Here is a 24662-nt window from a genome sequence, read left to right on the forward strand (position 1 = left end):
CCAGCACCGGCTCACTCCGCCACGCGCGCGGGCTTGTCGCTTGCTGCCTCCGACCACTCGCCGACGACGCGGTCGAGATCGCAGAGATTCTGGTGCATCTGCTCCAGCGAGAATCCGATAGCGAAGAAGCGCTCGGCGGTGTCGCCGGAATGGCCGCGGATCAGACCGTCCTGGCGCACCGCGGCAACCGCCTCGGCGTAGTGCTGAAGCGCGACGTGCACGGGATGGATCGGCGGCGCGCCGGCGCCAGCCCGCAGTGCTTCGGCCGCCGACCGCAGGAAGCGCACGATCGCCGCACTGACCTCCGCCAGCGGCGCGGCGAGCCGCATCTGCACCTCGACCGGCAGCGGGACGACGGTGGCGCGGCCGATCATCACGACGTCATGGCGCAGCCGCAGCACCGTTCGCAGCAAGGGACCGGTATCGGGCCCGCTCGACAGGCGCGCGGCACGCTCGCGTTCGGCTTCTGCACCGATGGCATTCATGCCCACCATCGCGGTGCCGATACCGTCCTGGATCCGGTGCAGCGCATCGTTGTCGCGGCCGCGCGTGAGACCCGCGAGCAGCTCGGTGAAGGCGTCCGCGATCAGTTCGAGCAGTCTTGCCGCGCTGGCGCGGATCTGTCGCACCGCGCGTGAGGGCAGTACCAGGAACGAAACGAGCAATCCCGTGATGGCGCCGACCCCGACCTCGCTGACGCGATCGATCGCCGAGGTCATGGGATCGGAATGATGCATGGTCGGAACCAGCAGCACGATAATCGCGGTCACCGTCGCCGCGTTGAGGCTTGGGTTGATCGCGGCCACGAAGGCGAGTGGCGCGACCGCCAGCACCAGCAGCCCCAACAGGCCCGCCTCGGTAGAGTAAGGGATCAGGATCGCGATGGCGCCGCCATAGATGGCGCCGCCGATCGTGCCAAGCACGTAGTCGCGTGTCGCCTTCAGCGAGCGGCCGACGCTCATCTGGGTCACGATCAGCGAGGTCAGCACCGCCCAGAGCGGCAACAGCAGATGCAGCGCGGTGGCGATCGCATAGGCCGCCACCGCGGCGACCGTGACCCGGATGGCCAACCCCAACTGCGTCCGCCGTGATCGGATCCGGTCGAACATTTGTCTTGCGAGTGCCATCGTCGAATGTCCCGGTCCGATCCTCTTGCGCCTGCCAAAAGCATAGCTGATGCCCGCGGCCCCAAGGCCGCTTGAAAGGCCAAATCAGCCCGCCTAACTTGCGCGCCAAAACGAGGAAACACGATGGCCCACGAAACCGCAACGCTCGCCGCCTATGTCTTCAATCTGAAATACCAGGATATTCCGGCGGAAGTGCTGGATCGCGCCAAGGTGTTGACGCTGGATTTCCTCGGCAGCGCGATCCGGGCCAGAAGCGAAGCGGAATCCACCCCCTCGATCCTGAAGATGCTGGAGGCGCTCGCGCTCGACACCAAGGGCGAGTCCACCGTGTTCGGCGACAGCAAGACCTGGACCCCGGCGGTGGCGGCGCTGCTGAACGGCGCGCTCGGCCATTCCCTCGATTTCGACGACACGCATGCGGATTCCTCGCTTCATCCGAGCGCGCCGGTCGTTCCGGCCGCGTTCGCCGTCGGCGAGATGGTCGGCGCTTCCGGGCGCGACGTGCTGACCGCGATCGTGGCGGGCTATGAAGTCTGCTGCCGGCTCGGCAACGCGCTCGACCCGACCTCGCATTATGCGCGCGGCTTCCATCCGACCGCGACCGCCGGCACCTATGGCGCGGCCGCCGCGGCCGGAAAACTGTTCGGCCTCAGCGAAAAGCAGATCATCGCCGCCTTCGGCGTCTCCGGCAGCCAGGCCGCCGGCTCGCTGCAATTCCTGGTCAACGGCGCCTGGAACAAGCGCTACCAAGTCGGCGCAGCCGCGATGAACGGCGTGATCGCCGCGACGCTGGCGCGCAACGATTTCGTCGGCGCGACCGAATCGGTCGAGGGCAAGCACGGCCTGCTCACCGGCTACACCGACGACGCGCATCCCGGCAAGGCCGTCGCCGAGCTCGGCAAGACCTATGAGACGATGAAGATCGGCGTGAAGCCGTATCCGAGCTGCCGCTACACCCATGCCGCAATCGACGCGCTGATCGCGATGCGGCGCGAGCACAATCTGACGCCAGACCAGGTCAAGCGCGTCGAGATCGGCCTGCATCGCAACGGCATCACGCTGACCGGTGATGCCGCGACCAAGCGGCATCCGACCTCGATCGTCGGCGGCCAGTTCTCGATGTTCTTCACCGGCGCGCTCGCGCTCGATCAGGGCAGCTTTGGTTGGGACGACTACAACCGCCTCGGCGATACCGCCATCGACGCGCTCGCCGACAAGTTCGACGTGGTGCAGGACGACCGGCTCGAGATCGGCCGCACCCATCCGTTCGGCGCGCGCGTCAGCATCACGACGGACGACGGCGTGCACGAGCGGCTGTATGCCGATCCCTCCGGCGAGCCGAATTCGTTTCCCGATGCGCAGGCGATGCAGCAGAAATTCTTGACGCTGGCGCGTCCGGTGCTGAATGTGCGCGCGGAGAAATTTGCCGACGCGATCCTGACGCTGGAGCGGTTCGACCGCGTGGCGAAGGCGACGGAGCTGGGACGGCAGTAGAGAGAGATATCGCCTCTCCCCGCTTGCAGGGAGAGGCCGGAATCCAATCTCCGCGCATCCAACTCTCACCGTCCTCGCGGAGACTCCCCCTCACCCCAACCCTCTCCCCGCAAGCGGGGCGAGGGAGAAGAGGCGGCGCTCGACACCTCAATTCACCCCCGCCAGCTTCCCCTTCTCGCGCGTTGCGGCCACCACGTCGCGCACGAGATCGAACACGCCGTCCGCCTCCGGCGGCCAGTTCGGCGAGCGGCCGAGCCGCACGATCACGAGTCGCTCCGAGGGAATGACGATCGTGTACTGCCCGATCGTGCCCTTGGCGAAGAAGGCATCGCGCGGCCAGCCGTGTGTGATGCGAAGGTTCGCGCCAAAGCTGGCGCCGTGGCTGGTCCAGAAGCCGGCGCCGATGCCGACCCACGCGTTTGGCGTCGCCGTCGCCGAATAGTTCACCCATCCCTCGGGGAGGATGCGCTTGCCGCCGGCGAGGCCGTCATTGAGATAGAGCTGGCCGAACCGCGCCCAGTCACGCGCGGTCGCCAGCATCTCGCTGGAGCCCTCGACCGTGCCGGCGCCGTCGAGCTGGAGCGTGACATGGCGCATGCCGAGCGGGGCGAACAATTCGCGGCGCGCGAAGCGCAGCGCATCTTCGGGGGTGCCGCCGGCAGCAACGCGGATCAGATGCGCGAGAATGATGGTGTTGCCGTCGTGATAGTTCCACGCGGTGCCCGGTGCGGTCTCGAGCGGGATGCTCTCCGCATAGGTGGCCATGTCGGATTCCATGAACTTCATCCGGTTGACGGGCTCGAAGGCGGAGCCGAGCGAAGCCTCCAATGAGCTGCCGAGCGCAAGGCCCGCAGTGTGGCGCAGCAGCTGATCGACGGTAATGGCGTGGCGCGGATCGTCAGGATCTTTCCAGGCGGCGACCGGCGCAGGCCCATCGAGCTTCAGCTTGCCCTGGCGCACCAGCACGCCCGTCAGCGCCGAGATCACCGATTTCGTCATGGAGAAGCCGAGCAGCGGTGTCTCCGGTCCGAGGCCGTCCGCATAGCGCTCGGCGATGATGCGGCCCGCCTTCATCACGACGACCGCGCGGGTGCGGCGATAAGGCGGCTGCGCGGGCTCCGCGAAGGCACGGTCGAGCGCGGCGACAAGCTCGGGACTCTCCGGCGGCACGATCGCGGGGCCGGCGATTTCGGGCAGCAGCGCCGGCTGCCTGTCGTCCGCAGGCACGGTGACGTCGGCGATCGCCGCGCCGTGCTCCAGCGTGCAGCCGAGCCCCTCGCGATAGACGGCATGGCTGCGGCCGATGCCGAACAATGTCACCGTGACGTCCTTGCGCGCGCGATCGACCTGATAGTCCATCGCCCAGGTGATCAGACTGGTGCCCGGCATGGCGTCCATGGTTTCGGCGAAGGTCCGCCTGATATCCAGGCCCGAGACGAACGTCTCGGAGCACAGGATGTCGGCGACGAAGCCGGTGGCGATCCTGGGCACGTCATGCGCCCGCGCCGCGCCGAGCGCGACGCCGGCAGCGGCGATGGCGGTGGTGAGGAGGATGATCTTGCGGCGGCGGGTCACGGGCTTTCTCCGGCTTCGGGGCAGGTGCGGGAGAGCAGGCCGGATGCGGGCGACACGCGCTCGCCGGATTTGGAAAATAGCGTGGCTGAAACTGAGCGGGGCTGGCCGATTCCGAAATAACTCAAATATTTCAAAGCAATGCGAGGATGCAGTCACGACGGTGGTCCGCTGCCTCGCCCCGCTTGCGGGGAGAGGGTTGGGGTGAGGGGGAGCCTCCGCGGGGGCGGTGAGAGTTGGACTCGCGGAGGCTCCCCCTCACCCGCCGCGCTTCGCGCGTCGCCTCTCCCCGCACGCGGGGAGAGGCGAAGAGCCGGTTACGCCGCATTCACCTTCAGCCGCCGGTACTCCGTCGGCGTCACGCCGGTGACCGCCTTGAAGGCGCGGTTGAACGGGCCGAGCGACTGGAAGCCGGCATCCATCGCGATGGTGATGACCGGGACCTCGGCCTGGGCGGGATCGGCGAGCGCGGCCTTGGCTTCCTCGATCCGGTGGTTGTTCAGGAAGACATTGAAGTTGCGGTAGCCGAGCCGCTGGTTGATCAGCCGGCGCAGCCTGTATTCGGGAATCTTCAGCCGACCTGCCAGGACGCCGATGGTGATGTTCTCCTGGCGATAGATCCGCTCGTCGGCCATCAGCCGCATCAGGGCGTCGATAAGCTTTTGATCGGCCGCGTCATCGGCTGCAGGCTGACTGAAAACAATCGGCGGTGCGGGCTCCGCCGCAGCCGGAAATAGATCCGCCCCGTCAACGCGCATCATGGCATAGACGATCGCCGCGACGGTGCAGGCAAGCACGCCGGCATTGATGGTTTCGGCGACATCGCCGACGTGGTGGCCGGCGACGACGATCTGGAGTACCGCGTTCAGCCCGCCATAGAGTGCGGTTACGCAGACGATGAAGACACGAACGTGGCGGCGGCGCTCGACCAGGTCGGCCGGCCAGGAGGCGATCATCTGCCCGACCGCGAGCGCGATGAAACCGAGCACGATCAGATTCACCGCCGTCACCGAGAACCGCACATGGCCGCTGGGTGCAATCCAGACGCAGCCTGCGAAGCTGAAGGCCGTCACCAGCGCCCAGACCCATCCGTGCCACCAGCGGAGGCGAAACTCGTCGTCGAACAGGGAGCGCGTGAACAGCCAGAACACCACGATGGTGCCGGTCGAGAGCGCGATCAGCGGCGCATGCAGGAGCGGGATCCGCGACGTGACATCTACCGAATAGCTCGCCGCATGCGCCGCTGAGCCCAGCGCGAAGGCCGCACCGAGCCGGGCCGCCAGCACATTGCGGAAATCCGAGACCAAGGACGCCGCAAGCACCAGCAGCAGCGCCACGGACGCGGCGCGAAATGCAAGCTCTGTTGCGGCAAGGGTCATCAGTTGTGGCGGCCGTCTGGTGTAATCGACCGACCATCGTTCGTCAGGCCGATTTTTTCAAGCACCATCCGCACCACAACCGTCATCGCCCGGCTTGACCGGGCGATCCAGTACTCCGAGACGGCAATGATTAAATCGATGGTCCGCGGCGTACTGGATCGCCCGCCTTCGCGGGCGAAGACAGTTGAGAATGTGGCACCGCCGCCCCCACGACATCTTGTCCGGCTTTGTCGCGACGGCGACGCCAAATCCTGCTACGATCGTGCCCAAGAAAGTAAAAAGGAGTCCATCATGAGCTGGCAACCCTCCAACGATCCCGTGCTCGGCGATCCCATGTCCTGCGATGCGCTCGATCTTGTCATCGTGCCGCGCACGCGCGACCTCGGCGACGGCTTCGTCGTGCGGCGCGCGCTGCCCCATGGCAGGCGGCAAATGGTCGGACCCTTCATCTTCTTCGATCATTTCGGCCCGGTGCAGTTCGTTTCCGGCAAGGGCATGGACGTGCGGCCGCATCCGCATATCGGACTTGCCACCGTCACCTATCTGTTCGACGGCTCGATCATGCATCGCGACAGCGAGGGCAACGTCCAGGAGATCGCGCCCGGCGCGATGAACCTGATGACGGCGGGCCGCGGCATCGCGCATTCCGAGCGCACGCCGGATGCGCAGCGCGCCTCGGGCCAGCAGATGCTGGGCCTGCAAAGCTGGATCGCGCTGCCGGCCGGATCGGAAGAGATCGCACCGTCGTTCCAGCATTACGGCGCCGGCGACCTGCCGATGATCTCCGAGCGGGATTTCACCGCGCGGGTGATCGCGGGCTCCGCCTTCGGCATCACGTCGCCGGTGTCCATGGTCTCGCCCTGGTTCTACACCGAGGTCACGGCGGTCGCGGGCGCGAGCGTGCCGCTTGACCCCGATCACGAGGAGCGCGCGATCTACGTGGTCGACGGCGAGGTCGAGATCGCGAACGAGCGCTATGAGGGGCCGCGGCTACTGATCTTCCGCCCCGGTGACCGCATCACCGTGAAGGCACTCAAGGCCACGCGAATGATGTTTCTCGGCGGCGATGCACTGGAAGGCCCGCGCCACATCTGGTGGAATTTCGTTTCCTCCAGCAAGGAGCGGATCGAGCAGGCCAAGCAGGACTGGAAAACCGGCCGCTTCGCGGCGGTTCCTCAGGAACATGAGTTCATTCCGTTGCCGGAATAGGCTAATCCGGTTTCCGGCCGTGCCGTCAGGCGCGGCCGGATTTCCCGCCTGAAGGCCCTGTCTGCGAAAGCTTTGCCGATGACCACCATGCTCTCCAGCGACCTGCCGCTCCCCAAGATCGGGCGCGGCAAGGTGCGCGACATCTATGCCGTCGACGACGACCGCCTGCTGCTCCTTACCACCGATCGCATCAGCGCCTTCGACGTCGTCATGGGCGAGACCATCCCGATGAAGGGCGCGGTGCTGACCCAGATCAGCGCGTTCTGGTTCAACGAGCTTGAAGGCGTGGTGCCGCATCACATGATCAGCGCCGACACCGACGAGATCATCGCGGCCGTGCCCGCCTTGAAGCCGCATCGCGCCGAGATCCTCGGCCGCGCCATGCTCTCCCGCCGCACCACGGTGTTTCCGATCGAATGCGTGATCCGCGGCTATCTCTCGGGATCGGCCTGGAAGGAATACGCCGCCAGCGGCACGCTCGCGGGCGAGAAGCTGAAGGCCGGCCTCGTCGAGAGCGAGAAGCTGGAGCCAGCGATCTTCAGCCCGGCGACCAAGGCCGAGACCGGCCATGACGAGAACATCACGATTGCGCGGATGCGCGAGGTGGTCGGCGACGAGACAGCCTACACGCTCGAGAGCATGACGCGCGCGATCTACACGCTCGGCGAGGAGCTGGCGCGCGAGCAGGGCATCATCATCGCCGACACCAAGTTCGAGTTCGGCCGCGACAAGGACGGCCGCATCATCCTGATCGACGAGGTGATGACGCCGGATTCGTCGCGGTTCTGGGCCGTCGATGCCTACAAGCCCGGCCAGCCACAGGCGAGCTTCGACAAGCAGCCGCTGCGCGACTATCTCGACGTCGAGCGCCGCGCCGGCCGCTGGAACGGCGACGCCCCGCCGCCGCCGCTGCCGGCGAGCGTGGTGGAGGCGACCAGCAAACGGTATCTGGAGGCGTATCGGCGCGTGACGGGGAAAGAGCTGAAGATTTAGGCGCAGTTGCTGCCACAAACTCGTCATTGCGAGCGCAACGAAGCAATCCAGAGTCTTTCCGCGGAGGGATTCTGGATTGCTTCGCTACGCTCGCAATGACGTGGAGGGGGTCGGTGCGCCGCTCCGGCATTGTCCATCCGGCTCTATTCCCTCACGCATGATTGGCCGTTCACATGCCATCGCCGAAACTGTCGGATATTTCATAGTTACAAGAATCCTGTTGCGCTAAGTCCGCAGTCGTCTACGTCTCGGACGGGACTTTTTCAGGGGCGAGCGCAACCGCGTGACCGATCCAGCAATTATTTTCAGTCCGGCTGCCCGTTTCAACCCGGCCCTCAGGCGTGCGCTGAATGATATATTGGGCGGGAGCGCCGCCAGCGTCCTGGCCGTCACTTTCGGGCTATCCTACGCGCTGCTGATCTTCACCGGGCCGCTGTCGCCTTATCTGTCCTACGGCATCGCCGCGACTTTCATCAGCTCCGCGGTCCTTGCGGCTGTCATCGGGCTGGGAAGCTCCCTGCCCTTCGCGGTCGCCGGCCCCGACAGCTCGACCGCCGCAGTGACGGGCATCTTGGCCGCCTCACTGGTCGAACGCATTGAAGCGGCCAATCTGTCGGCGCCGCTGCTCTCGCCCGTCCTGATCACGCTCGGCCTGTCGACCATGCTGACCGGGATCGTGCTGTGCGGACTGGGACTGACGCGGATGGGCCGCGCCATCCGCTACGTGCCTTATCCGGTGATCGGCGGCTTTCTCGGCGCCACCGGGCTCTTGATCGTGATGGGCGCGATCCGGGTGATCACCGATCATCCCGTGCAGTTTGCCACCCTGCCGCGCTTCACCAACGGCGTCACGATGTCGGAGCTGGGCGCCGCCTGCGCGATGGCGCTGGTGCTCTATCTGACGTGGCACCGCTCGCGCAGCGCGTTCGGGTTGCCGATCATCCTGGTCGGCGGCATGCTCGCCGCGCATCTGGCGTTCTGGATCGCCGGGATTTCGCCGGAGGAGGCGCGCGCTTTGGGCTGGATGTTCCAGCCGCCGCCGCCGGCGACCTTCATGTTGCCCTGGCACATCGACGACCTCGCGCACTATCCGTGGTTCGCCGTGCCGGACCTGCTCGGCAACGTCGTCGCCGTCATCTTCGTTAGCGCCTCCAGCACCCTGTTCAACACCACCGGCATCGAGGTCGCCGCTCACCGCGAGGCCAATCTTGAGCGGGAGCTGAACACTACCGGCGCCGCCAATATCCTGTCCGGCGCGCTCGCCGGCTATGCCGGCTGCATCTCGGTCAGCCGCTCGATCCTCAATTTCAGCAGCGGCGGCCGCGGACGCCTGTCCGGCTTCACGGTTGCGGCCATATCACTGCTGATGCTCGCGATCGCACCGGAGCTGCTCGGCTTCATGCCGAAATTCGTGCTCGGCGGCCTGCTGCTCTATCTCGGCGCCGATCAGCTCCACAAATGGCTCATCGAGTCGCGCAAGCGGCTCTCGAAGCTCGAATATCTGTCGCTGGTCGCCATCATCGCGATCATCGTCATCTGGGGTTTCGTGCCGGGCATCCTGATCGGCGTGATCATCGGCTGCGCGACCTTCGCATTCAGCGCGGCGCGGGTCGAATCGATCAAATACAGTTTTGACGGCGCCGAATATCGCTCCTCGCTCGATCGCTCGCGCGACGACCAGGAGGTGCTGCTCGCTCATGGCGGCAAGATTCAGGGCCTGAATCTCCAGAGCTATCTGTTCTTCGGGTCCGCCAACCGGCTCTATCAGCACGTCAAGAAACTGCTGCACGAACGCCCGGAGTGCCGCTATCTGCTGTTCGACTTCAAGCTCGTCACCGGCGTCGATTCGTCGGCCGCCTACAGTTTTGCCCAGATCAAGCGCAGCGCCGGCGACCTCGGCGTCGAGCTGATCCTGGTGCACCTGCCAGCCGCGGCCGAGAAGGTGCTGCGCTCCAGCGATTTCCTCGGCGACGGCGTCACCGTCATTCCCGAGCTCGATCATGCGCTGGAGTGGTGCGAGAACGAGCTCATCGCGCAGCATCAGGGCCTGGCGCAGGAAGAGGCGAATTTGCGCGACTGGTTCGCAGGGATTCTCGACAGCGAGGACGATGCCGACGAACTGATCCGCCGCTGCCAGCGCCTCGAGGTCGAGGCCGGCGAAATCATCGTGCAGGCCGGCGATGCCGCCGATTCCATGCACTTCATCCTCGACGGCCGCGTTGGGATCATGATCCCCGCGGAGCAGAATGGCATGACGCGGGTCCGAAGCCTCGGGCGCTACACCACGATCGGCGAGATGGGCCTGGTGTCGCAGACGCCGCGCAGCGCGACGATCCAGGCCGAGGTCGACAGCGTGCTCTACGTGCTGAACACGCACCAGTTCGACGCGATCAGGGACGAGGCCCCCGCGCTCAGCCGCAAGCTGCTGACCTATTTCGTGTCGGTCATGGCCGAGCGACTGACATTTGCGAACAGGACGATCGCGGTGCTGCGGCGGTAACGACCGCGTAGTCCGGACGGAGCGAAGCGCAGTCCGGGCTACGGCACTTCCGTCTCATGAGATTGCGCCACCAAGCATTGCAATGAGGCAGTTGGCGTGACCCATTGCGGTGCATTGGGACAATAGCGGGCGTCGCCGATCTGCAATATGATCCGGCCTGCCATTGCTCTCCGAGTACGATACGGCGTGCCTCCGATGAAGCTTCTCTTATCGCAAGGGCCGCCGCTTGCGCCGAGCGCAAACGGCGTCGGTTGCACGCCGCTCCAGACCAGCGCGAGAAGACCGCCAGGGATCGCGCAACGGACCCCGGACAGCGAAAGCGCATTTGGAAGACAGCAATGGAGGAAAAAACATGACACGTACATGCGCGACAAGAATTGCAATAGCAGTCTCGACCTTCGCCTGCGCGACGTTGTTCTCCTTCGCCTGGTCTGAGGAGCACGGCGTCTCGATGTCGGTCGACAGTGCACAGGCGCGGGTCGGTCGCCCGCTGACTCCCGTGAGCGTTGCCGGCGTGGCGCGTCGACAGACACGTCGCGCCGTATACGGTGCCGGCGCCTACGGTGTCGGAGCAGGTGTCGCAGCGGTTGGCACAGCCGCCGCGATTGCCGCAACGTCACCTGGATGGGGGGCCGGTCCGGGCTATTATGCGGGCGGCGGTCCTTACGCGTCTTACGCCTACTCGCCGGAGGACTGGCGCAGGCGAAACGGCATGGTCTGCACACCCGGTACGCTGACCAAGATGGAGGACGGCCGCATGTATCGCTGTCAGTAATGGCACAGTCGCATCAGCGGGAGGCGGCTTTCGAGCCGCCTCCCGCATCTTGCACCTTTGCCAGACGGCGCACGCCTCGCAACAGCGAGCAAGCCGCTTTGCAATTCCTGTGCTCCATTGATCCAGATCAAGCCGGGAGCAAATGACCAGAGAATGCTGATCGCTCGGCTTTGATACCCGAGGGAGATTGCCATGAAGCTGGCCGGCACCAAGCTACTTGTTGCAGCCGTTCTAGGCTGTGGAATTTTCGGCTCGATCAATTGGTCACACGAGGACGGCATCACGCTCGTCGTTCAAGCCGCTGAAGCCAGGGTCGGACGACCGGCAACCCCGGCGAGCGTCGCCGGCGTCGCACGTCGAACCACGCGGCGCGCGGTCGTAGGGGGAGCGGCGGTAGGCGCGGCAGCGGTCGGCACAGCATGCGTCCGCGTATATGTGAACGGCGCCTACGTATGCCGCTGATGCATTCGCGCCGGCGAGTTCAAATCGCCGGCGCGCAGCATCGATTGCCGGTTAGACCCCCGCCATCATCACGTATTTGATCTCGACATACTCTTCCATGCCGTGGCGCGAGCCTTCGCGCCCCAAGCCGCTTTCCTTGACGCCGCCGAACGGCGCGACTTCCGTGGTGATCAGGCCGGTGTTGACGCCGACCATGCCGGACTCCAGCGCTTCGGCGACACGCCAGACGCGGCCGAGATCGCGGGAATAGAAGTAGGAGGCGAGCCCAAACGGCGAGGCGTTGCACATCGCGATGACGTCGGCCTCGTCCTTGAAGCGGATCACCGGCGCGAGCGGGCCGAAGGTTTCCTCCTGCGCCACCAGCGAGTCCGGCTTGACGTCGGCGAGCACCGTGGGCTCGAAGAAGGAGCGTCCGAGCTCGCTGCGCTTGCCGCCGGTGACGACCTTGGCGCCGCGCTTCACGGCGTCGGCAATGTGGCGCTCGACCTTGTCGACCGCCTTCAGGTTGATCAGCGGGCCCTGCGTCACGCCGGCTTCTGTGCCGTCGCCGATCTTCATCACCGCGACCTTCTTCGACAGCTTCTGCACGAACTCGTCGTAGATCTTGTCCTGGGCGTAGAGGCGGTTGGCGCAGACGCAGGTCTGGCCCATGTTGCGGTATTTCGAGACGATCGCGCCTTCGACCGCCGCATCGATATCGGCGTCGTCGAACACCACGAAGGGCGCGTTGCCGCCGAGCTCGAGGCCGAGCCGCTTCACGCCGACGGAGGCCTGCTGGTAGAGAATCTTGCCGACGGCGGTCGAGCCGGTGAAGCCGACGAAGCGCACCGCTGGATGCTCGCACAGCACCTTGCCGATCGGCGGCGCATCGCCGGTGATGATGTTGAGCACGCCCTTGGGGATGCCGGCCTTCTCGGCGAGCACGGCCAGCGCCAGCGCCGACAGGGGCGTCTCGTTGGCGGGCTTCAGCACCACGGTGCAGCCGGCCGCCAGCGCCGGCGAGACTTTTCGCGTGATCATCGAGTTCGGGAAATTCCACGGCGTGATCGCACCGCAGACGCCGATCGGCTGCTTGATCGCGAGCAGGCGCGCATCAGGACGTTGCGTCGGAATGGTTTCGCCATAGACGCGGCGGGCTTCCTCGGCGAAGAACTCGATATAGGCGGCGCCGATGTCGACCTCGCCCAATGCCTCGGAGAGCGGCTTGCCCTGCTCGGAGGTGAGGATCAGCGCAAGGTCCTCGCGATTGGCGATGATCAGCTCGAACCATTTGCGCAAAATGTTGGAGCGCTGCTTGGCGGTGTGCTTGGCCCAGGCGGGAAAGGCCCGCTCGGCGGCTTCGACCGCCTTGGTCGTATCGTCCGCACCAAGCTGCGGAACCTTCGCAAGCTCGACGCCGGTGGCGGGATTGTTGACGGCAAAGACCGGCGTGCCGACCCAGGCGCCGTCGATGTAGCAGGCCTCCTTCAGCAGCGACGGGTCCTTCAACCGGTCGCGCAGGGTGGCGGTGGCGTGCTGAGCGCGTGCGGCGGCAGTCGGGGTCATGGCGTTACTCCTCGGAGCGCGATCGGATCGGCCCGGAATATAGGGACAGACGGCGCGTAATGCACCGCCCCGCAACGCACATCAGATGGGAGCTAAGCTCGTAGCGGCGAACTTATTGTTTGAGCATGATCTTTCCGGAAAACCGCTGCACACTTTGCGCTAACGCGGCCCTTCGGGTCCGGATCATGCTCAGGCCGCGCCGCTCATATAGGTCTCGCGCCGGCCGATCATGCGCTCGGCGGCGGCTTTGGCGTCGGACTTCGAGGAGGTCGCACAGGTGCGATATTCGAGATCGGGAACGCCCGTGGTGTCGCGGCGGCCAAACCACGATTTCGAGCCGACCGGAAGCAGCGCCAGCGCCTGCGCCAGATTGTCGACCGCGCCGAAGGAATAGAGCGCGCCGCTGCCGGCGATGCGGACCTCGTAAATGCCGGGCGAGATCGGCGCCTCGAGATTGTCGCCCCGTCCGGGACGGGGATAGCGCTTCCATTCGCTCCAGGTTGAAATCATCAGAGGTCCCCCTCGCGGCCGGTGCCGGCCGCCAAATTTGTATCAAGTCCTAACGTCCGCGGCTGATTGGGCCCGTTGCCAAACGCCGCAACGCACAAAATGTTTCAAGTGCTTCAAACACGCGAAACATATCGCCAGAGCCCGCCCACGGTCACGGTTCGTTGCGGCCATCCACCGCAGATTGTGACGGAGTGTTGCAGTCCAGACGTCTTCTCGTCCTGCGCGGGGCGCAGGTCGTCAAGTCACGACATCGCGACCGGCGGAGACATCGCGACGCGCTTGCCGCGCGGGGCATGCAGGAGGACAATCGATCACTTCCAACAATAATCAAACCGGAGGAAACGCGTATGCAAAGCCAAGCCCAGATCGACGAGGTTCTGCGTAAGACAAGCGACGCCAAGGAGATTCCCGGCGTCGTGGCCATCGCCGCCAACGGTAACGACGTGCTGTATCAGGGCGCGTTCGGCAAGCGCGATCTGTCCAAGCCCGACGCGATGACAGCGGACAGCGTGTTCTGGATCGCATCGATGACGAAGGCGGTGACGACAGCGGGCGCGATGCAGCTGGTCGAGCAAGGCAAGCTGTCGCTGGACGCGCCGATCAGTGAGGTGCTGCCCGATCTCGCCAAGCCGCAAGTGCTCGAAGGCTTTGACGCCAAGGGCGAGCCGAAGCTGCGGCCGGCCAAAGGACCGATCACGCTGCGCCAGCTCATGACCCACACCGCCGGCTTCTGCTACGACATGTGGAACGGCAATATGGGCATCTATCTCGAGAAGACCGGAACGCCGGGTATCATCACCTGCCAGAACGCCGCGTTGAAGACGCCGATCGCCTCCGATCCCGGCACGCGCTGGGAATACGGCACCAATATCGATTTCGTCGGCAAGGCGGTGGAAGCCGTCAGCGGCAAGCGGCTGGACGCGTATTTGCGTGACAGTCTGTTTACCCCGCTCGGCATGAGCGACACCGGCTTCAAGATCACCGACGACATGCGCAAACGGCTGGTCGGCATGCATGCGCGCGGCGAGGACGGCCAGCTCGGCGCGATCCCGTTCGAGCTCGAGCAAGCGCCGGAATTTTGCATGGGCGGCGGCGGCCTCTATTCGACCGCGGCCGACTACATCAGGTTCACGCAGATGATCCTGAACAAGGGCCGCGGCAACGGCAACCAGGTGCTGAAGGCCGAGACGGTCGCAACGATGGGGCAGAACCACATCGGCGATCTCAACGTCACCAAGATGACCTCGGTGGCGCCGATGTACACCAACGACGTCGACCTCTATCCGGACCAGGTGAAGAAGTGGGGCCTCAGCTTCCTCATCAACACCGCCAAGACGCCGGAAGGCCGCAGCCCGAACAGCCTCGCCTGGGCGGGCCTCGCCAACACCTATTACTGGATCGACCCGGCGCGCGACGTCACCGGCGTGATCCTGATGCAGGTGTTGCCGTTCGCGGACGGAAAGTGCCTGGAGGCGTTCGCGGGATTCGAGCGCGGCGTCTATGCCGGGCTCGATGCGGGGAGCGGGCAGAAGGCGGCGTGAGGGGGCGACTTCGCGCACGGCTCTCACCACACGACGACTGTCATCCCCCGCGAAGGCGGGGGATCCAGTACGCCGCGGCTTCTCAATAAATCACAGGCGTCTCGGAGTACTGGATCGCCCGGTCAAGCCGGGCGATGACAGCGGAGAGCGAGGCGCGGGCTTGCGTTACGCCGTCAGCCCGCGCTGCTCCGCCAATTCCTTCAGCGACACTTGCGGACGGGCGCCGATGTGCTGGATCACTTCGGCGGCCGCAAGCGCGCCGAGCTCGCCGCACTGCTTGTACGGCAGGTTGCGCGCCAGGCCATAGAGGAAGCCGGCGGCGAAGAGATCGCCGGCGCCTGTGGTGTCGACGAGCTTGGCGATGGGAGCCGCCGGCGCGGCGACGGCGTCTTCCACTGACACCACCATGCAGCCCTTCTCGCTGCGGGTGACCACCCCGAGATTGACGTCGTTGCGCAGCTGCTTCAGCGCCGTGTCGAAGTCCGAGGTCATGTAGAGCGAATGCAGCTCGGACTCGTTGGCAAAGACGATGTCGACGGTGCCGTTGCGCATCAAGGACAGGAACTCGTCGCGATAGCGATCGACGCAGAAGGAATCCGACAGCGTCAGCGCCACCTTGCGCCTCGCGTCATGGGCGATCTTGGCCGCCTTGACGAAGGCCTCCTTGGCGTTCTTGGGGTCCCAGAGATAGCCCTCGAGATAGACGATCCCGGCGCTCGCGATCTCGGCCGGATCGATATCGGCCGGCGACAGATCCTGCGCCGCGCCGAGATAGGTGTTCATGGTGCGCTCGCCATCGCCCGTGACCAGGATGTAGGAGCAGCCGGTGGCGGGGCCATCCTTCGCGGCGGGCGTGTTGAAGGCGACGCCGGCGGCACGGATGTCGTGGACGTAGAGCTTGCCGATCTGGTCGTCCTTGACCTTGCCGACATAGGCCGCGCGGGCGCCTAGGCTGCCGATGCCGACGATGGTGTTGGCGGCAGATCCCCCCGAGACTTCCGTCGCCGGGCCCATGTCCTGGTAGATGGCGGCGGCCCGCGCCTCGTCGATCAGCGACATGCTGCCCTTGGTCATGCCGTGCTTGGCGAGAAAAGCCTCGTCGGTCCTAACCAGCACGTCGAACAGCGCGTTGCCGATCCCGAGAACGTCATATTTCACGTCAGCCATTCACCTTGATCCTGTTTGGCGGATTGCGATTGCCGGGAAAATCCGCTTCCTGTCTGCCTGAAATCTGGCTCGCGGCCTATCACGACCCGGCCTTCGCGGGCAAGCCACGGTATTATGCACGCGCAATGATCCGCTCCTTCCTGACCGTCTCGACGGGAACACTGGCCTCGCGACTGCTGGGCTTTGCGCGCGATTCCATGATTGCCGCCCTGCTCGGCACCGGCGCCGTGGCGGACGCCTTTCTGGCGGCGTTCCAGCTCGTCAACGTGGTGCGGCGGCTGCTCAGCGAAGGGGCCCTGAACGCGGCGCTGATCCCGGCCTGGCTGCGCGTCGGGGATCGCGACGGCGAGGCGGCCGCCTCCGCGTTCGCGGGACGCGTGCTCGGCACGGTCAGCGCGGCCCTGATCGCAATCTCGCTCGTCATTGCGCTGCTGATGCCGCTGATCATCACGGTGATCGCGCCGGGATTTCTCGGCAGCAGCACCCTCGATCTCGCCGTCCAGAACGCGCGGCTGATGCTGCCCTATCTCGCTTTCGCCGGCCCCGTCACCGTGCTGATGGGGCTGCTCAACGCGCAGGGGCGTTTTGCGCTCACGGCGTTCTCGCCGCTGCTGTTCAACATCGCCCTGATCGCCGCAATCGCGACGCTGCTGGCCTGGCATGCCGATGCGACCTCCGCCGCGTGGATGCTGGCGGCGACCGTCGGCATTGCCGGGCTACTGCAACTCGCCATGTTACTGTCGCAGCGAAGCGGACGGCTTGCCGCACCGTTGCGCGCAAGCTTCGACAAGGAGATGCGCGGCTTCTTCGCCAAGGCCATTCCCGGCATGATCGCAAGCTCGGGCCCGCAATGGCTGATGGTGGCCGGTGCGATCATCGCTTCGGCGACGCCCTCTGCCGTCTCCTGGCTCTATTTCGCCAACCGCCTGATCGAGCTGCCGCTCGGCATCGTCGGCGTCGCCATGGGCACGGTGCTGGTGCCGGAGCTCACGCGCGCCGTCACCGGCGGCGACCGCGACGCGGTGGCGCATGCGGAATCGCGCGCGCTGGAACTTGCGACCGGGCTCGCACTGCCGGCAACCCTTGGCCTGATCGTGCTGGCCGAGCCGATCGTGCGGCTGCTGTTCGAGCATGGCGCCTTCGGCGCCGATGACAGCACGGCCACCGCGCGTGCGCTGATGTGGCTGGCGCTGGGCCTGCCGGCTCACGTGCTGATCAAGGCGCTGTCACCGGCCTTCTATGCCCGCAGCGACACGATGACGCCGCTGCTCGCAACGGCCAAGGGTTTTGTGGTCGCGGTCGCGCTTGCGGTTCTGCTCGGCCATTTCTTCGGCGCAAGCGGGATCGCCGCGAGTATCGCGGCCGGCGCCTGGAGCAGCGCGCTCTCGCTGCTGCGGAAGGGCACGGGCGAATTCGGCTTCTCGGTCGACACCGCCGCCCGCAAGCGACTGCCGCGGATCGTGCTCGCCGCTTCCGCCATGGGCGCCCTGCTCTGGCTGACCGCTGGCCTGGTGCCGCCCGAAGCGCATGGCGTCATCAAATTCATCGTGCTGGGCGTGCAGATCGCGGCCGGAATCGCCGTCTACGGCCTGCTCCTGCAAATCCTCGGCGCGGCCTCCTGGCGCGAGGCGGCTGCCGCCTTGAGGCGGCCCGCCTAGCCCGACCTCGGCGCGCAGGATGATCGAATTGCCCTTGACGGGGCAGCGCCGCTGTTGGAAACGACGGCCGGTACCTTCCAGGAAAGCTTGCCATGCCATTCGTTGAACGGGTCTTCTCGGGCGTCCAGCCGACGGGCAATTTGCATCTCGGCAATTACCTCGGCGCGATCGTCAACTTCGTGAAGATGCAGGAAACCCATAACTGCATTTATTGCGTCGTCGACATGCACGCGATCACGCAGGGCGTGGACGTCTGGGGCGGACCGGTCGAGCTCGCGCGCAACACCCGCGAGGTGACCGCTGCGTTCATCGCCAGCGGCATCGATCCAAAGAAGCACATCGTGTTCAACCAGAGCCAGGTCTCGGGTCATGCCGAGCTCGCCTGGATATTCAACTGCGTCGCGCGCATGGGCTGGCTCGGCCGCATGACCCAGTTCAAGGAGAAGGCAGGCAAGGACCGCGAGAACGCCTCCGTCGGGCTGTTCGACTATCCCGTGCTGATGGCGGCCGACATCCTGCTGTACCGCGCCACCCACGTGCCGGTCGGCGAGGACCAGAAGCAGCATCTCGAGCTCTCGCGCGACATCGCGCAGAAGTTCAACAACGACTTCGGCGACTCGATCCGCGCCCAGGGCACCAATGACGGCCTGTTCTTCCCGCTGCCGGAACCCTTCATCACGGGCCCGGCGACGCGCGTGATGAGCTTGCGCGACGGCACCAAGAAGATGTCGAAGTCGGATGCCTCGGACAATTCGCGCATCAACCTCACCGACGACGCCGACACCATCGCGCAGAAGATCCGCAAGGCGAAGACCGATCCGGAGCCGCTTCCGACCGAGGAGAAAGGCCTGGAAGCCCGGCCCGAGGCCGACAATCTCGTCGGCATCTTCGCGGCGCTCGCCGACCGCTCCAAGGCCGACGTGCTCAGGGATTTCGGCGGCGGACAGTTCTCCAGCTTCAAGAACGCGCTGGCGGAGCTGTGCGTCACCAAGCTCGCGCCGATTGCCGGCGAGATGAAGCGCCTCGTCGCCGACCCCGGCCATATCGACGCGATCCTGAACGAGGGTTCCGACCGGGCCCGCGCGATCGCCGACGAGACCATGAAGCTCTCGAAGGACATCGTCGGCTTCATCCGCCGGCGCTGATTGTCGCATTCGCAAAACGCGGCCGGCGCGCCGGCGTCGGCCGCTTCCCCTCTCCCAAACGTTGCGGGAGTGTGGCAGCATGCCGGCCGCGCACACGCCGGGACATGCATGACCAGCAAGCGACTTTGCTTCGAGCCGGGTCACAAGCCCAAATGCCTCGTCATCGTCGACGACACCGCCGAATGGGACCGCGCGGTCTACTACGCCAGCCGCTGGGCGATCCGCGCCGGCGGCGGGGTGGTGATGCTGCGCATCATCGAGCCCGAGCAGCAGACCCAGGAATGGCTTGGTGTCGCCGACATCATGCGCGCCGAGGCGCATGAGGCGGCGGAAGCCGCGCTCGACCGCGCCGCCGGCCGCGCCAACGGCATTGCCGCGATCACGCCGGAGCGGGTGATCCGCGAAGGGGCCGCGATGGAACAGCTGCTCGCGGTGATCGACGAGGACCCCGACATCGCCATGCTGGTGCTCGCCGCCAATCCCGGCGCGGAAGGTCCGGGACCCCTGGTCGCGCTGCTCGCGCATGAGCTGGGCACGTTCCCGGTGCCGGTGACGATCATCTCCGGCGCGCTGAGCGACCAAAGCGTGGATTCGCTGTCGTAGGCCGGGCGCTCGTCATGCCCGGGGCTTGTCCCGGGCATCCACGTTCTTGGTTCCGCGAAGTAAGGCGTGGATGGCCGGGACAAGCCCGGCCATGACGAGGTTGGAATATCTTGGCACCTTAACCCACTGATATAACAACGGAACGGCCATCTCGCCCCTTGATCGTGCGTTCCCCGTCGCCATCTGCTAGTGGATAGCTTGCGCGCCGGCCTTGAACCGGCGACGTCTGGAGAAAACCATGTTCATTCAAACCGAACCCACCCCCAATCCCGCCACGCTGAAATTCATTCCCGGCCGCGTCGTGGTCGACGGCAGCCCGATGGAATTTGCGAGCCGCGAATCGGCCGCGCGTTCGCCGCTCGCCGAAAAGCTGTTCGAGGTGCCCGGCGTTACCGGCGTGTTCTACGGATCGGACTTCATCACCGTGACCAAGGCGAACGGTGAGTGGCAGCAGCTCAAGCCTGCGATCTTGGGTGCCATCATGGAGCACTACATGTCCGGCGCGCCGCTGCTCGCCGACGGCGCGGCGCAAAGCGATGCCGATCTCGACGACGAAGACGAGTTCTTCGACGAGGCCGATGCCGAGACGGTCGACATGATCAAGGACCTGATCGAGACCCGGGTGCGGCCGGCGGTCGCCAATGACGGCGGCGACATCACCTTCCGCGGCTTCAAGGACGGCATCGTCTATCTCAACATGAAGGGCGCCTGCTCCGGCTGCCCGTCATCGACCGCGACGCTCCAGCACGGCATCCAGAACCTGCTCAAGCACTTCGTGCCCGACGTGGTCGAAGTCCGGCCGATGTGACGACGAAGTCGTCATTCCGGGGCGGTCCGAAGGACCGAGCCCGGAATCTCGAGATTCCGGGTCTGGTGCTGACGCACCATCCCGGAATGACAGCTTGCGTGGGGCATTTTGGAGGCCTGCAAATAGTGCGTGATGAATGGCGGATTGGCGCGTGGTTCGCTACACTACTCGTTATTCGCCACTCGCCATTCGCGTTCTCATGCTGATCCTTGCCATCGATACCGCGCTCGAGGCGTGCGCGGCCGCCGTGCTCGATACCGACGCCGGCGAGCTGCTTGCGCAGGAGCAGCTTCTCATGAAGCGCGGCCACGCCGAGGCGTTGATGCCGATGATCGCGCGCGTCATGCAATCGGCCAATCTTTCCTTCACCGCGCTCGACCGCATCGCCGTCACCGTCGGCCCGGGAAGCTTCACGGGCCTCCGCGTCGGCATTTCGGCGGCACGCGGCCTTGCACTCGCGGCCAAGCGGCCGGCCGTCGGGCTGACGACGTTGTCCGGCTATGCCGCCACCGTCGTCGGCCAGAGCAAATCGGCCCCGGTCATCTCCGCTATCGATGCGCGGCACGATCACGTCTACTTCCAGATCGTCGCCGGCGACGGCAGCCAGCTGGTGCGGCCGGGCGTCGTCTCCGTCGACGAGGCGATCGCGGCCTCGCAATTCGGCGCACCGCATCTGGTCGGCAATGCCGCAAACATCCTTGCCGATCGCTGGCCGAAGGATGCACCGCAGCCGGTCGCGGTCGACGCGCAGCCCGCGCCCGATATCGGCTGGGTCGCATGGCTTGGTGCTGCCGCCGATCCCGAGACAAATCCGGCGCGGCCATTCTATCTGCGCGCCCCCGATGCAAAACCGGCAACGCAGCCGCCGCTCGCAGCTCAAGCCGCAACTTCATGATGAGCTGGCTGTCGGAATGGTGGCGCGGCGGCACGGCCGCCGTCGAGCCGGCTTCCGCGCGCGATGCCGCGCGGCTCGCGCAGCTTCATGGCGCCTCCTTCGCGCACGGCTGGGGCGAAGGCGAATTCGAGAGCATGATGAGCGAGCGCAATACGCTGGTGCATCGGCTGCGCCTCGGCCGCAAGACCATCGGCTTTGCGGTGTCGCGGATCGGCGCGGACGAAGCGGAGATCCTCTCGATCGCGGTCGACCAGGCCCATCGCGGCCGCGGCCTCTCCCAGACACTGCTGATGAGCCATCTCGGCCACCTCGCCGGGCGCGGCGTGCGCACGATATTTCTCGAGGTCGAGGAAAATAACCAGCCGGCACGGCGGCTCTACGCGAGGTGCGGATTCATGGTGGTCGGACGCCGCGAACGCTACTATAAACAGCCGAACGGGGAACAATTGAACGCCCTTCTGATGCGGCGTGACTTGTCGTAACATTGATGGCAGAAAGCGCCCCGTCAGGCAGACAGATCATGACCGCACTGAAACCTTCTTCTGCATCCAAGGCGTCCGGCATCGAGGCGCGCTGTGCCGCCACCGGCATGCGCATGACCGAGCAGCGCCGCGTCATCGCCCGCGTGCTCGCGGAGGCGGTCGATCATCCCGACGTCGAGGAATTATACCGCCGCTGCGTCGCCGTCGACGACAAGATCTCGATCTCAACCGTGTATCGCACCGTCAAGCTGTTCGAGGATGCCGGCATCATCGAACGCCATGACTTTCGCGAGGGACGCGCGCGCTACGAGACGATGCGCGACAGCCATCACGACCACCTCATCAATCTGCGCGACGGCAAGGTGATCGAGTTCACCTCCGAAGAGATCGAGAAGCTCCAGGCGGAGATCGCCCGCAAGCTCGGCTACAAGCTGGTCGACCACCGGCTCGAGCTCTATTGCGTCCCGCTCGACGACGACAAGCCCACAAGCTAAGTGCCCGTCGATCTCATCATCTTCGACTGCGATGGCGTGCTCGTGGACAGCGAGGTGATCTCCTGTCGCGCGCATGCGGACGTGCTGACCCGCCACGGCTATCCGATCACCTCGGAGCAGGTACTAATCCGCTTTCTCGGCGTATCCGAGAAGGACGCGCGGCGGATGGTCGAGCAGGAAATCGGCCGCAGCCTCCCCGACGATCTGGAGAGCCAAGTGAATGCGGCCACGCTGCAATTCTACGCCAGCGACTTGCAGCCGATCACCCATGTGGCCGCGGCGATCGCCGCAATCGATCTACCGAAATGCGTCGCATCGAGCGGCACGCCGGAGAAGATCCATCACGGCCTGACGTGCGCCGGGCTCTACGACCTGCTCGCGCCGAACATCTTTTCCGCGAGCCAGGTCGCCCGCGGCAAGCCCGCGCCCGACCTGTTCCTGTTTGCCGCCGCGCAGATGAAGGTCGCCCCGGAGCGCTGCCTCGTGATCGAGGACAGCCTTCCCGGAGTGACCGGCGCGCACGCCGCCGGGATGACCGTGCTGGGCTTTCACGGCGGCAGCCATTGCCCGCCGGGGCACGCCGAAAGGCTGCGGGCCGCCGGCGCCGGACTGACGTTCGACGATATGCGGCAATTGCCGGAGCTGGTCCGGCGGGTCGAGGCGGACGCTTTGGCGGGCTGATTTCGCCCCCTTGCCCGTCATTCCGGGGCACGCGCAAGGCGCGTGAACCGGGAATCCCGTGCTTTTGGAGCGATTCCGGGTTCGCCCGCCTTGCGGGCGCCCCGGAATGACCGCCTCGGGCTCCATTCGCTGGATTTTCCCCCCTCCAGCCTATATCTGAGGGCCGTCCTCCACCTCCATTTTCGGGTTCCATGACGCCGCCGCGCAAGCTGCACATCAAATCATATGGCTGCCAGATGAACGTCTACGATGCCCAGCGCATGGTGGACACGCTGGCTCCGGAAGGATTCGTGGAGACGGCCAGCGCCGAGGACGCCGACCTCGTCATCCTCAACACCTGCCATATCCGCGAGAAGGCCTCCGAGAAGGTCTATTCCGAGCTCGGCCGGCTGCGCGTCGCCAAGGACGAGGCCGCCCGCGGGGGCCGCGCGATGCAGATCGCCGTCGCAGGCTGCGTGGCGCAGGCCGAGGGTGAGGAGATCGTGCGCCGGGCGCCGGTGGTTGACGTCGTGGTCGGCCCGCAGAGCTATCATCACCTGCCGGAGCTGCTGAAGCGGGCCGGCAACGAAGGCCGCGCGGTCGAGACCGAATTTCCCGCGGCCGACAAGTTCGGCTTCCTGGCCCAGCCGAAACCCGATGCGATCCGCGCGCGCGGCATTTCCGCCTTCGTCACGGTGCAGGAAGGCTGCGACAAGTTCTGCACCTTCTGCGTCGTGCCCTATACGCGCGGCGCCGAAGTGTCGCGCCCGGTGGCCAGGATCGTCGACGACGTGAAGCGGCTCGCCGACAACGGCGTGCGCGAGCTCACGCTGATCGGGCAGAACGTCAACGCCTATCACGGCGACGGACCCGACGGAAAAAGCTGGCCACTCGGCCGGCTGCTCGAACACCTGGCAGGGATTCCCGGCATCGCGCGGCTGCGCTATTCGACCAGCCATCCCCGCGACGTCGATGACAGCCTGATTGCGGCCCATCGCGATCTCGCGGCCCTGATGCCGTTCGTGCACCTGCCGGTGCAGTCGGGCTCGGACCGGATTCTGGCCGCCATGAACCGCAAACATACCGCCGATGATTATCGGCGTGTCATCGACCGTTTCCGGGCCGCGCGCCAAGACATTGCTTTTTCATCAGATTTTATCGTCGGATTCCCGGGTGAAAGTGAGCAAGATTTTCTCGCCACCCTCGCGCTTGTCACGCAAATCGGCTACGCTGCCGCTTATTCGTTCAAATACTCCGCCCGGCCGGGAACGCCGGCCGCGGATATGCAGGAGACGGTGTCCCCCGCCGAGATGGACCAGCGATTGGAGCGGCTCCAGGAACTGATCGACAGCCAGCAATCGGCCTTCAACAAGGCCGCGATTGGCTCAACCGTCGATGTGCTGTTCGAGCGTCCGGCGCGCAAGGACGGCCAGATCGTCGGCCGCACCGCCTTCCTCCAGCCCGCGCATGTGATGGCCTCGCCCGACATCATCGGACAAATCCTTCCGGTGCGGATCGACAGCCTCGAACGCTACAGCTTCCTCGGGGAGCTCGTCACACCGCGCGTTGCGCGCGAGCCCGCTTTATCACCCATCGCCACTGGAGCCTGAACCCTTGCCAAAAAGCGCATCGGATTCGTCTTC

General features: G+C 65.7%; 22 protein-coding genes. 16 read left to right on the forward strand and 6 right to left on the reverse strand.

Annotated elements, in window-relative coordinates; translation table 11 throughout:
* Nucleotides 1-11: 11 nt before the first annotated feature.
* Nucleotides 12-1127, reverse strand: a complete 1116-nt coding sequence (locus ACVWW6_RS06065; RefSeq protein ID WP_028172543.1) for an FUSC family protein — start codon at nucleotides 1125-1127, stop codon at nucleotides 12-14.
* 123 nt (nucleotides 1128-1250) lie between these two features.
* Here ACVWW6_RS06065 and ACVWW6_RS06070 point away from each other — a divergent pair, with 123 nt between their 5' ends.
* A complete protein-coding gene (locus ACVWW6_RS06070) occupies nucleotides 1251-2621 on the forward strand; it encodes an MmgE/PrpD family protein (protein ID WP_456680350.1) in 1371 nt (456 codons plus the stop codon).
* A 147-nt stretch (nucleotides 2622-2768) separates the two neighbouring features.
* Here ACVWW6_RS06070 and ACVWW6_RS06075 read toward each other — a convergent pair whose 3' ends face one another.
* Both ACVWW6_RS06075 and ACVWW6_RS06080 read right to left on the reverse strand, forming a co-directional pair.
* The gene (locus ACVWW6_RS06075) at nucleotides 2769-4196 is read right to left on the reverse strand and encodes a serine hydrolase domain-containing protein (RefSeq protein ID WP_456680351.1); all 1428 of its coding nucleotides are present in this window, start codon (nucleotides 4194-4196) and stop codon (nucleotides 2769-2771) included.
* A gap of 314 nt (nucleotides 4197-4510) precedes the next feature.
* A complete protein-coding gene (locus ACVWW6_RS06080; protein WP_456680352.1) occupies nucleotides 4511-5572 on the reverse strand; it encodes a helix-turn-helix domain-containing protein in 1062 nt (353 codons plus the stop codon).
* A gap of 291 nt (nucleotides 5573-5863) precedes the next feature.
* Between ACVWW6_RS06080 and ACVWW6_RS06085 the strand changes: the two genes are divergently transcribed.
* The 5 genes from ACVWW6_RS06085 to ACVWW6_RS06105 all read left to right on the forward strand — a co-directional run bounded on the left by ACVWW6_RS06085 (nucleotide 5864) and on the right by ACVWW6_RS06105 (nucleotide 11511).
* Nucleotides 5864-6781, forward strand: coding sequence for a pirin family protein (locus ACVWW6_RS06085; RefSeq protein ID WP_028172539.1), 918 nt, complete (start codon nucleotides 5864-5866; stop codon nucleotides 6779-6781).
* A 78-nt stretch (nucleotides 6782-6859) separates the two neighbouring features.
* A complete protein-coding gene (locus ACVWW6_RS06090; RefSeq protein WP_028172538.1) occupies nucleotides 6860-7774 on the forward strand; it encodes a phosphoribosylaminoimidazolesuccinocarboxamide synthase in 915 nt (304 codons plus the stop codon).
* Between the two features lie 283 nt (nucleotides 7775-8057).
* Nucleotides 8058-10274, forward strand: a complete 2217-nt coding sequence (locus ACVWW6_RS06095) for an SLC26A/SulP transporter family protein (protein ID WP_456680353.1) — start codon at nucleotides 8058-8060, stop codon at nucleotides 10272-10274.
* A 352-nt stretch (nucleotides 10275-10626) separates the two neighbouring features.
* The gene (locus ACVWW6_RS06100; protein ID WP_231166608.1) at nucleotides 10627-11049 is read left to right on the forward strand and encodes a hypothetical protein; all 423 of its coding nucleotides are present in this window, start codon (nucleotides 10627-10629) and stop codon (nucleotides 11047-11049) included.
* A gap of 192 nt (nucleotides 11050-11241) precedes the next feature.
* Complete coding sequence (locus ACVWW6_RS06105) at nucleotides 11242-11511, forward strand: hypothetical protein (protein WP_404524760.1); 270 nt, start codon at nucleotides 11242-11244, stop codon at nucleotides 11509-11511.
* A gap of 51 nt (nucleotides 11512-11562) precedes the next feature.
* Here the strand turns inward: ACVWW6_RS06105 and ACVWW6_RS06110 are convergent, their stop codons facing one another.
* Complete coding sequence (locus ACVWW6_RS06110; protein WP_011083629.1) at nucleotides 11563-13056, reverse strand: NAD-dependent succinate-semialdehyde dehydrogenase; 1494 nt, start codon at nucleotides 13054-13056, stop codon at nucleotides 11563-11565.
* Between the two features lie 189 nt (nucleotides 13057-13245).
* Nucleotides 13246-13566, reverse strand: a complete 321-nt coding sequence (locus ACVWW6_RS06115; protein WP_011083628.1) for a hypothetical protein — start codon at nucleotides 13564-13566, stop codon at nucleotides 13246-13248.
* Nucleotides 13567-13913: 347 nt separating this feature from the next.
* On the opposite strand from ACVWW6_RS06115, the gene ACVWW6_RS06120 reads away from it, so the two are divergent.
* Nucleotides 13914-15107, forward strand: coding sequence for a serine hydrolase domain-containing protein (locus ACVWW6_RS06120; RefSeq protein ID WP_456680354.1), 1194 nt, complete (start codon nucleotides 13914-13916; stop codon nucleotides 15105-15107).
* A gap of 165 nt (nucleotides 15108-15272) precedes the next feature.
* On the opposite strand, the gene ACVWW6_RS06125 is transcribed toward ACVWW6_RS06120, so the two are convergent.
* Nucleotides 15273-16274: an adenosine kinase gene (locus tag ACVWW6_RS06125; protein WP_060909530.1), complete on the reverse strand. Its 1002-nt coding sequence runs from the start codon at nucleotides 16272-16274 to the stop codon at nucleotides 15273-15275.
* 125 nt (nucleotides 16275-16399) lie between these two features.
* Here ACVWW6_RS06125 and murJ point away from each other — a divergent pair, with 125 nt between their 5' ends.
* From murJ to miaB, 9 genes are all read left to right on the forward strand, one after another.
* The gene (gene murJ, locus ACVWW6_RS06130; RefSeq protein WP_456683122.1) at nucleotides 16400-17932 is read left to right on the forward strand and encodes a murein biosynthesis integral membrane protein MurJ; all 1533 of its coding nucleotides are present in this window, start codon (nucleotides 16400-16402) and stop codon (nucleotides 17930-17932) included.
* A gap of 92 nt (nucleotides 17933-18024) precedes the next feature.
* A complete protein-coding gene (gene trpS, locus ACVWW6_RS06135; RefSeq protein WP_011083624.1) occupies nucleotides 18025-19077 on the forward strand; it encodes a tryptophan--tRNA ligase in 1053 nt (350 codons plus the stop codon).
* A gap of 108 nt (nucleotides 19078-19185) precedes the next feature.
* Nucleotides 19186-19680 carry a universal stress protein gene (locus ACVWW6_RS06140; RefSeq protein ID WP_028172532.1) on the forward strand — a complete coding sequence of 165 codons (495 nt, stop codon included), beginning with the start codon at nucleotides 19186-19188 and terminating at the stop codon, nucleotides 19678-19680.
* Nucleotides 19681-19918: 238 nt separating this feature from the next.
* Nucleotides 19919-20488, forward strand: coding sequence for a NifU family protein (locus ACVWW6_RS06145; RefSeq protein ID WP_456680355.1), 570 nt, complete (start codon nucleotides 19919-19921; stop codon nucleotides 20486-20488).
* Nucleotides 20489-20687: 199 nt separating this feature from the next.
* Nucleotides 20688-21383 carry a tRNA (adenosine(37)-N6)-threonylcarbamoyltransferase complex dimerization subunit type 1 TsaB gene (gene tsaB / locus ACVWW6_RS06150; RefSeq protein ID WP_456683123.1) on the forward strand — a complete coding sequence of 232 codons (696 nt, stop codon included), beginning with the start codon at nucleotides 20688-20690 and terminating at the stop codon, nucleotides 21381-21383.
* Nucleotides 21380-21865, forward strand: coding sequence for a ribosomal protein S18-alanine N-acetyltransferase (gene rimI, locus ACVWW6_RS06155; protein ID WP_456680356.1), 486 nt, complete (start codon nucleotides 21380-21382; stop codon nucleotides 21863-21865). Before tsaB ends, rimI begins: the two co-directional genes overlap by 4 nt.
* 38 nt (nucleotides 21866-21903) lie before the next feature.
* Nucleotides 21904-22359, forward strand: a complete 456-nt coding sequence (locus ACVWW6_RS06160) for a Fur family transcriptional regulator (protein ID WP_011083619.1) — start codon at nucleotides 21904-21906, stop codon at nucleotides 22357-22359.
* A complete protein-coding gene (locus ACVWW6_RS06165; RefSeq protein ID WP_456680357.1) occupies nucleotides 22360-23040 on the forward strand; it encodes an HAD family hydrolase in 681 nt (226 codons plus the stop codon).
* A gap of 191 nt (nucleotides 23041-23231) precedes the next feature.
* The gene (miaB, locus tag ACVWW6_RS06170) at nucleotides 23232-24629 is read left to right on the forward strand and encodes a tRNA (N6-isopentenyl adenosine(37)-C2)-methylthiotransferase MiaB (protein WP_304550043.1); all 1398 of its coding nucleotides are present in this window, start codon (nucleotides 23232-23234) and stop codon (nucleotides 24627-24629) included.
* The last annotated feature ends 33 nt before the right edge of the window (nucleotides 24630-24662 follow it).

It is taken from the genome of Bradyrhizobium sp. USDA 3311, from assembly GCF_054062495.1.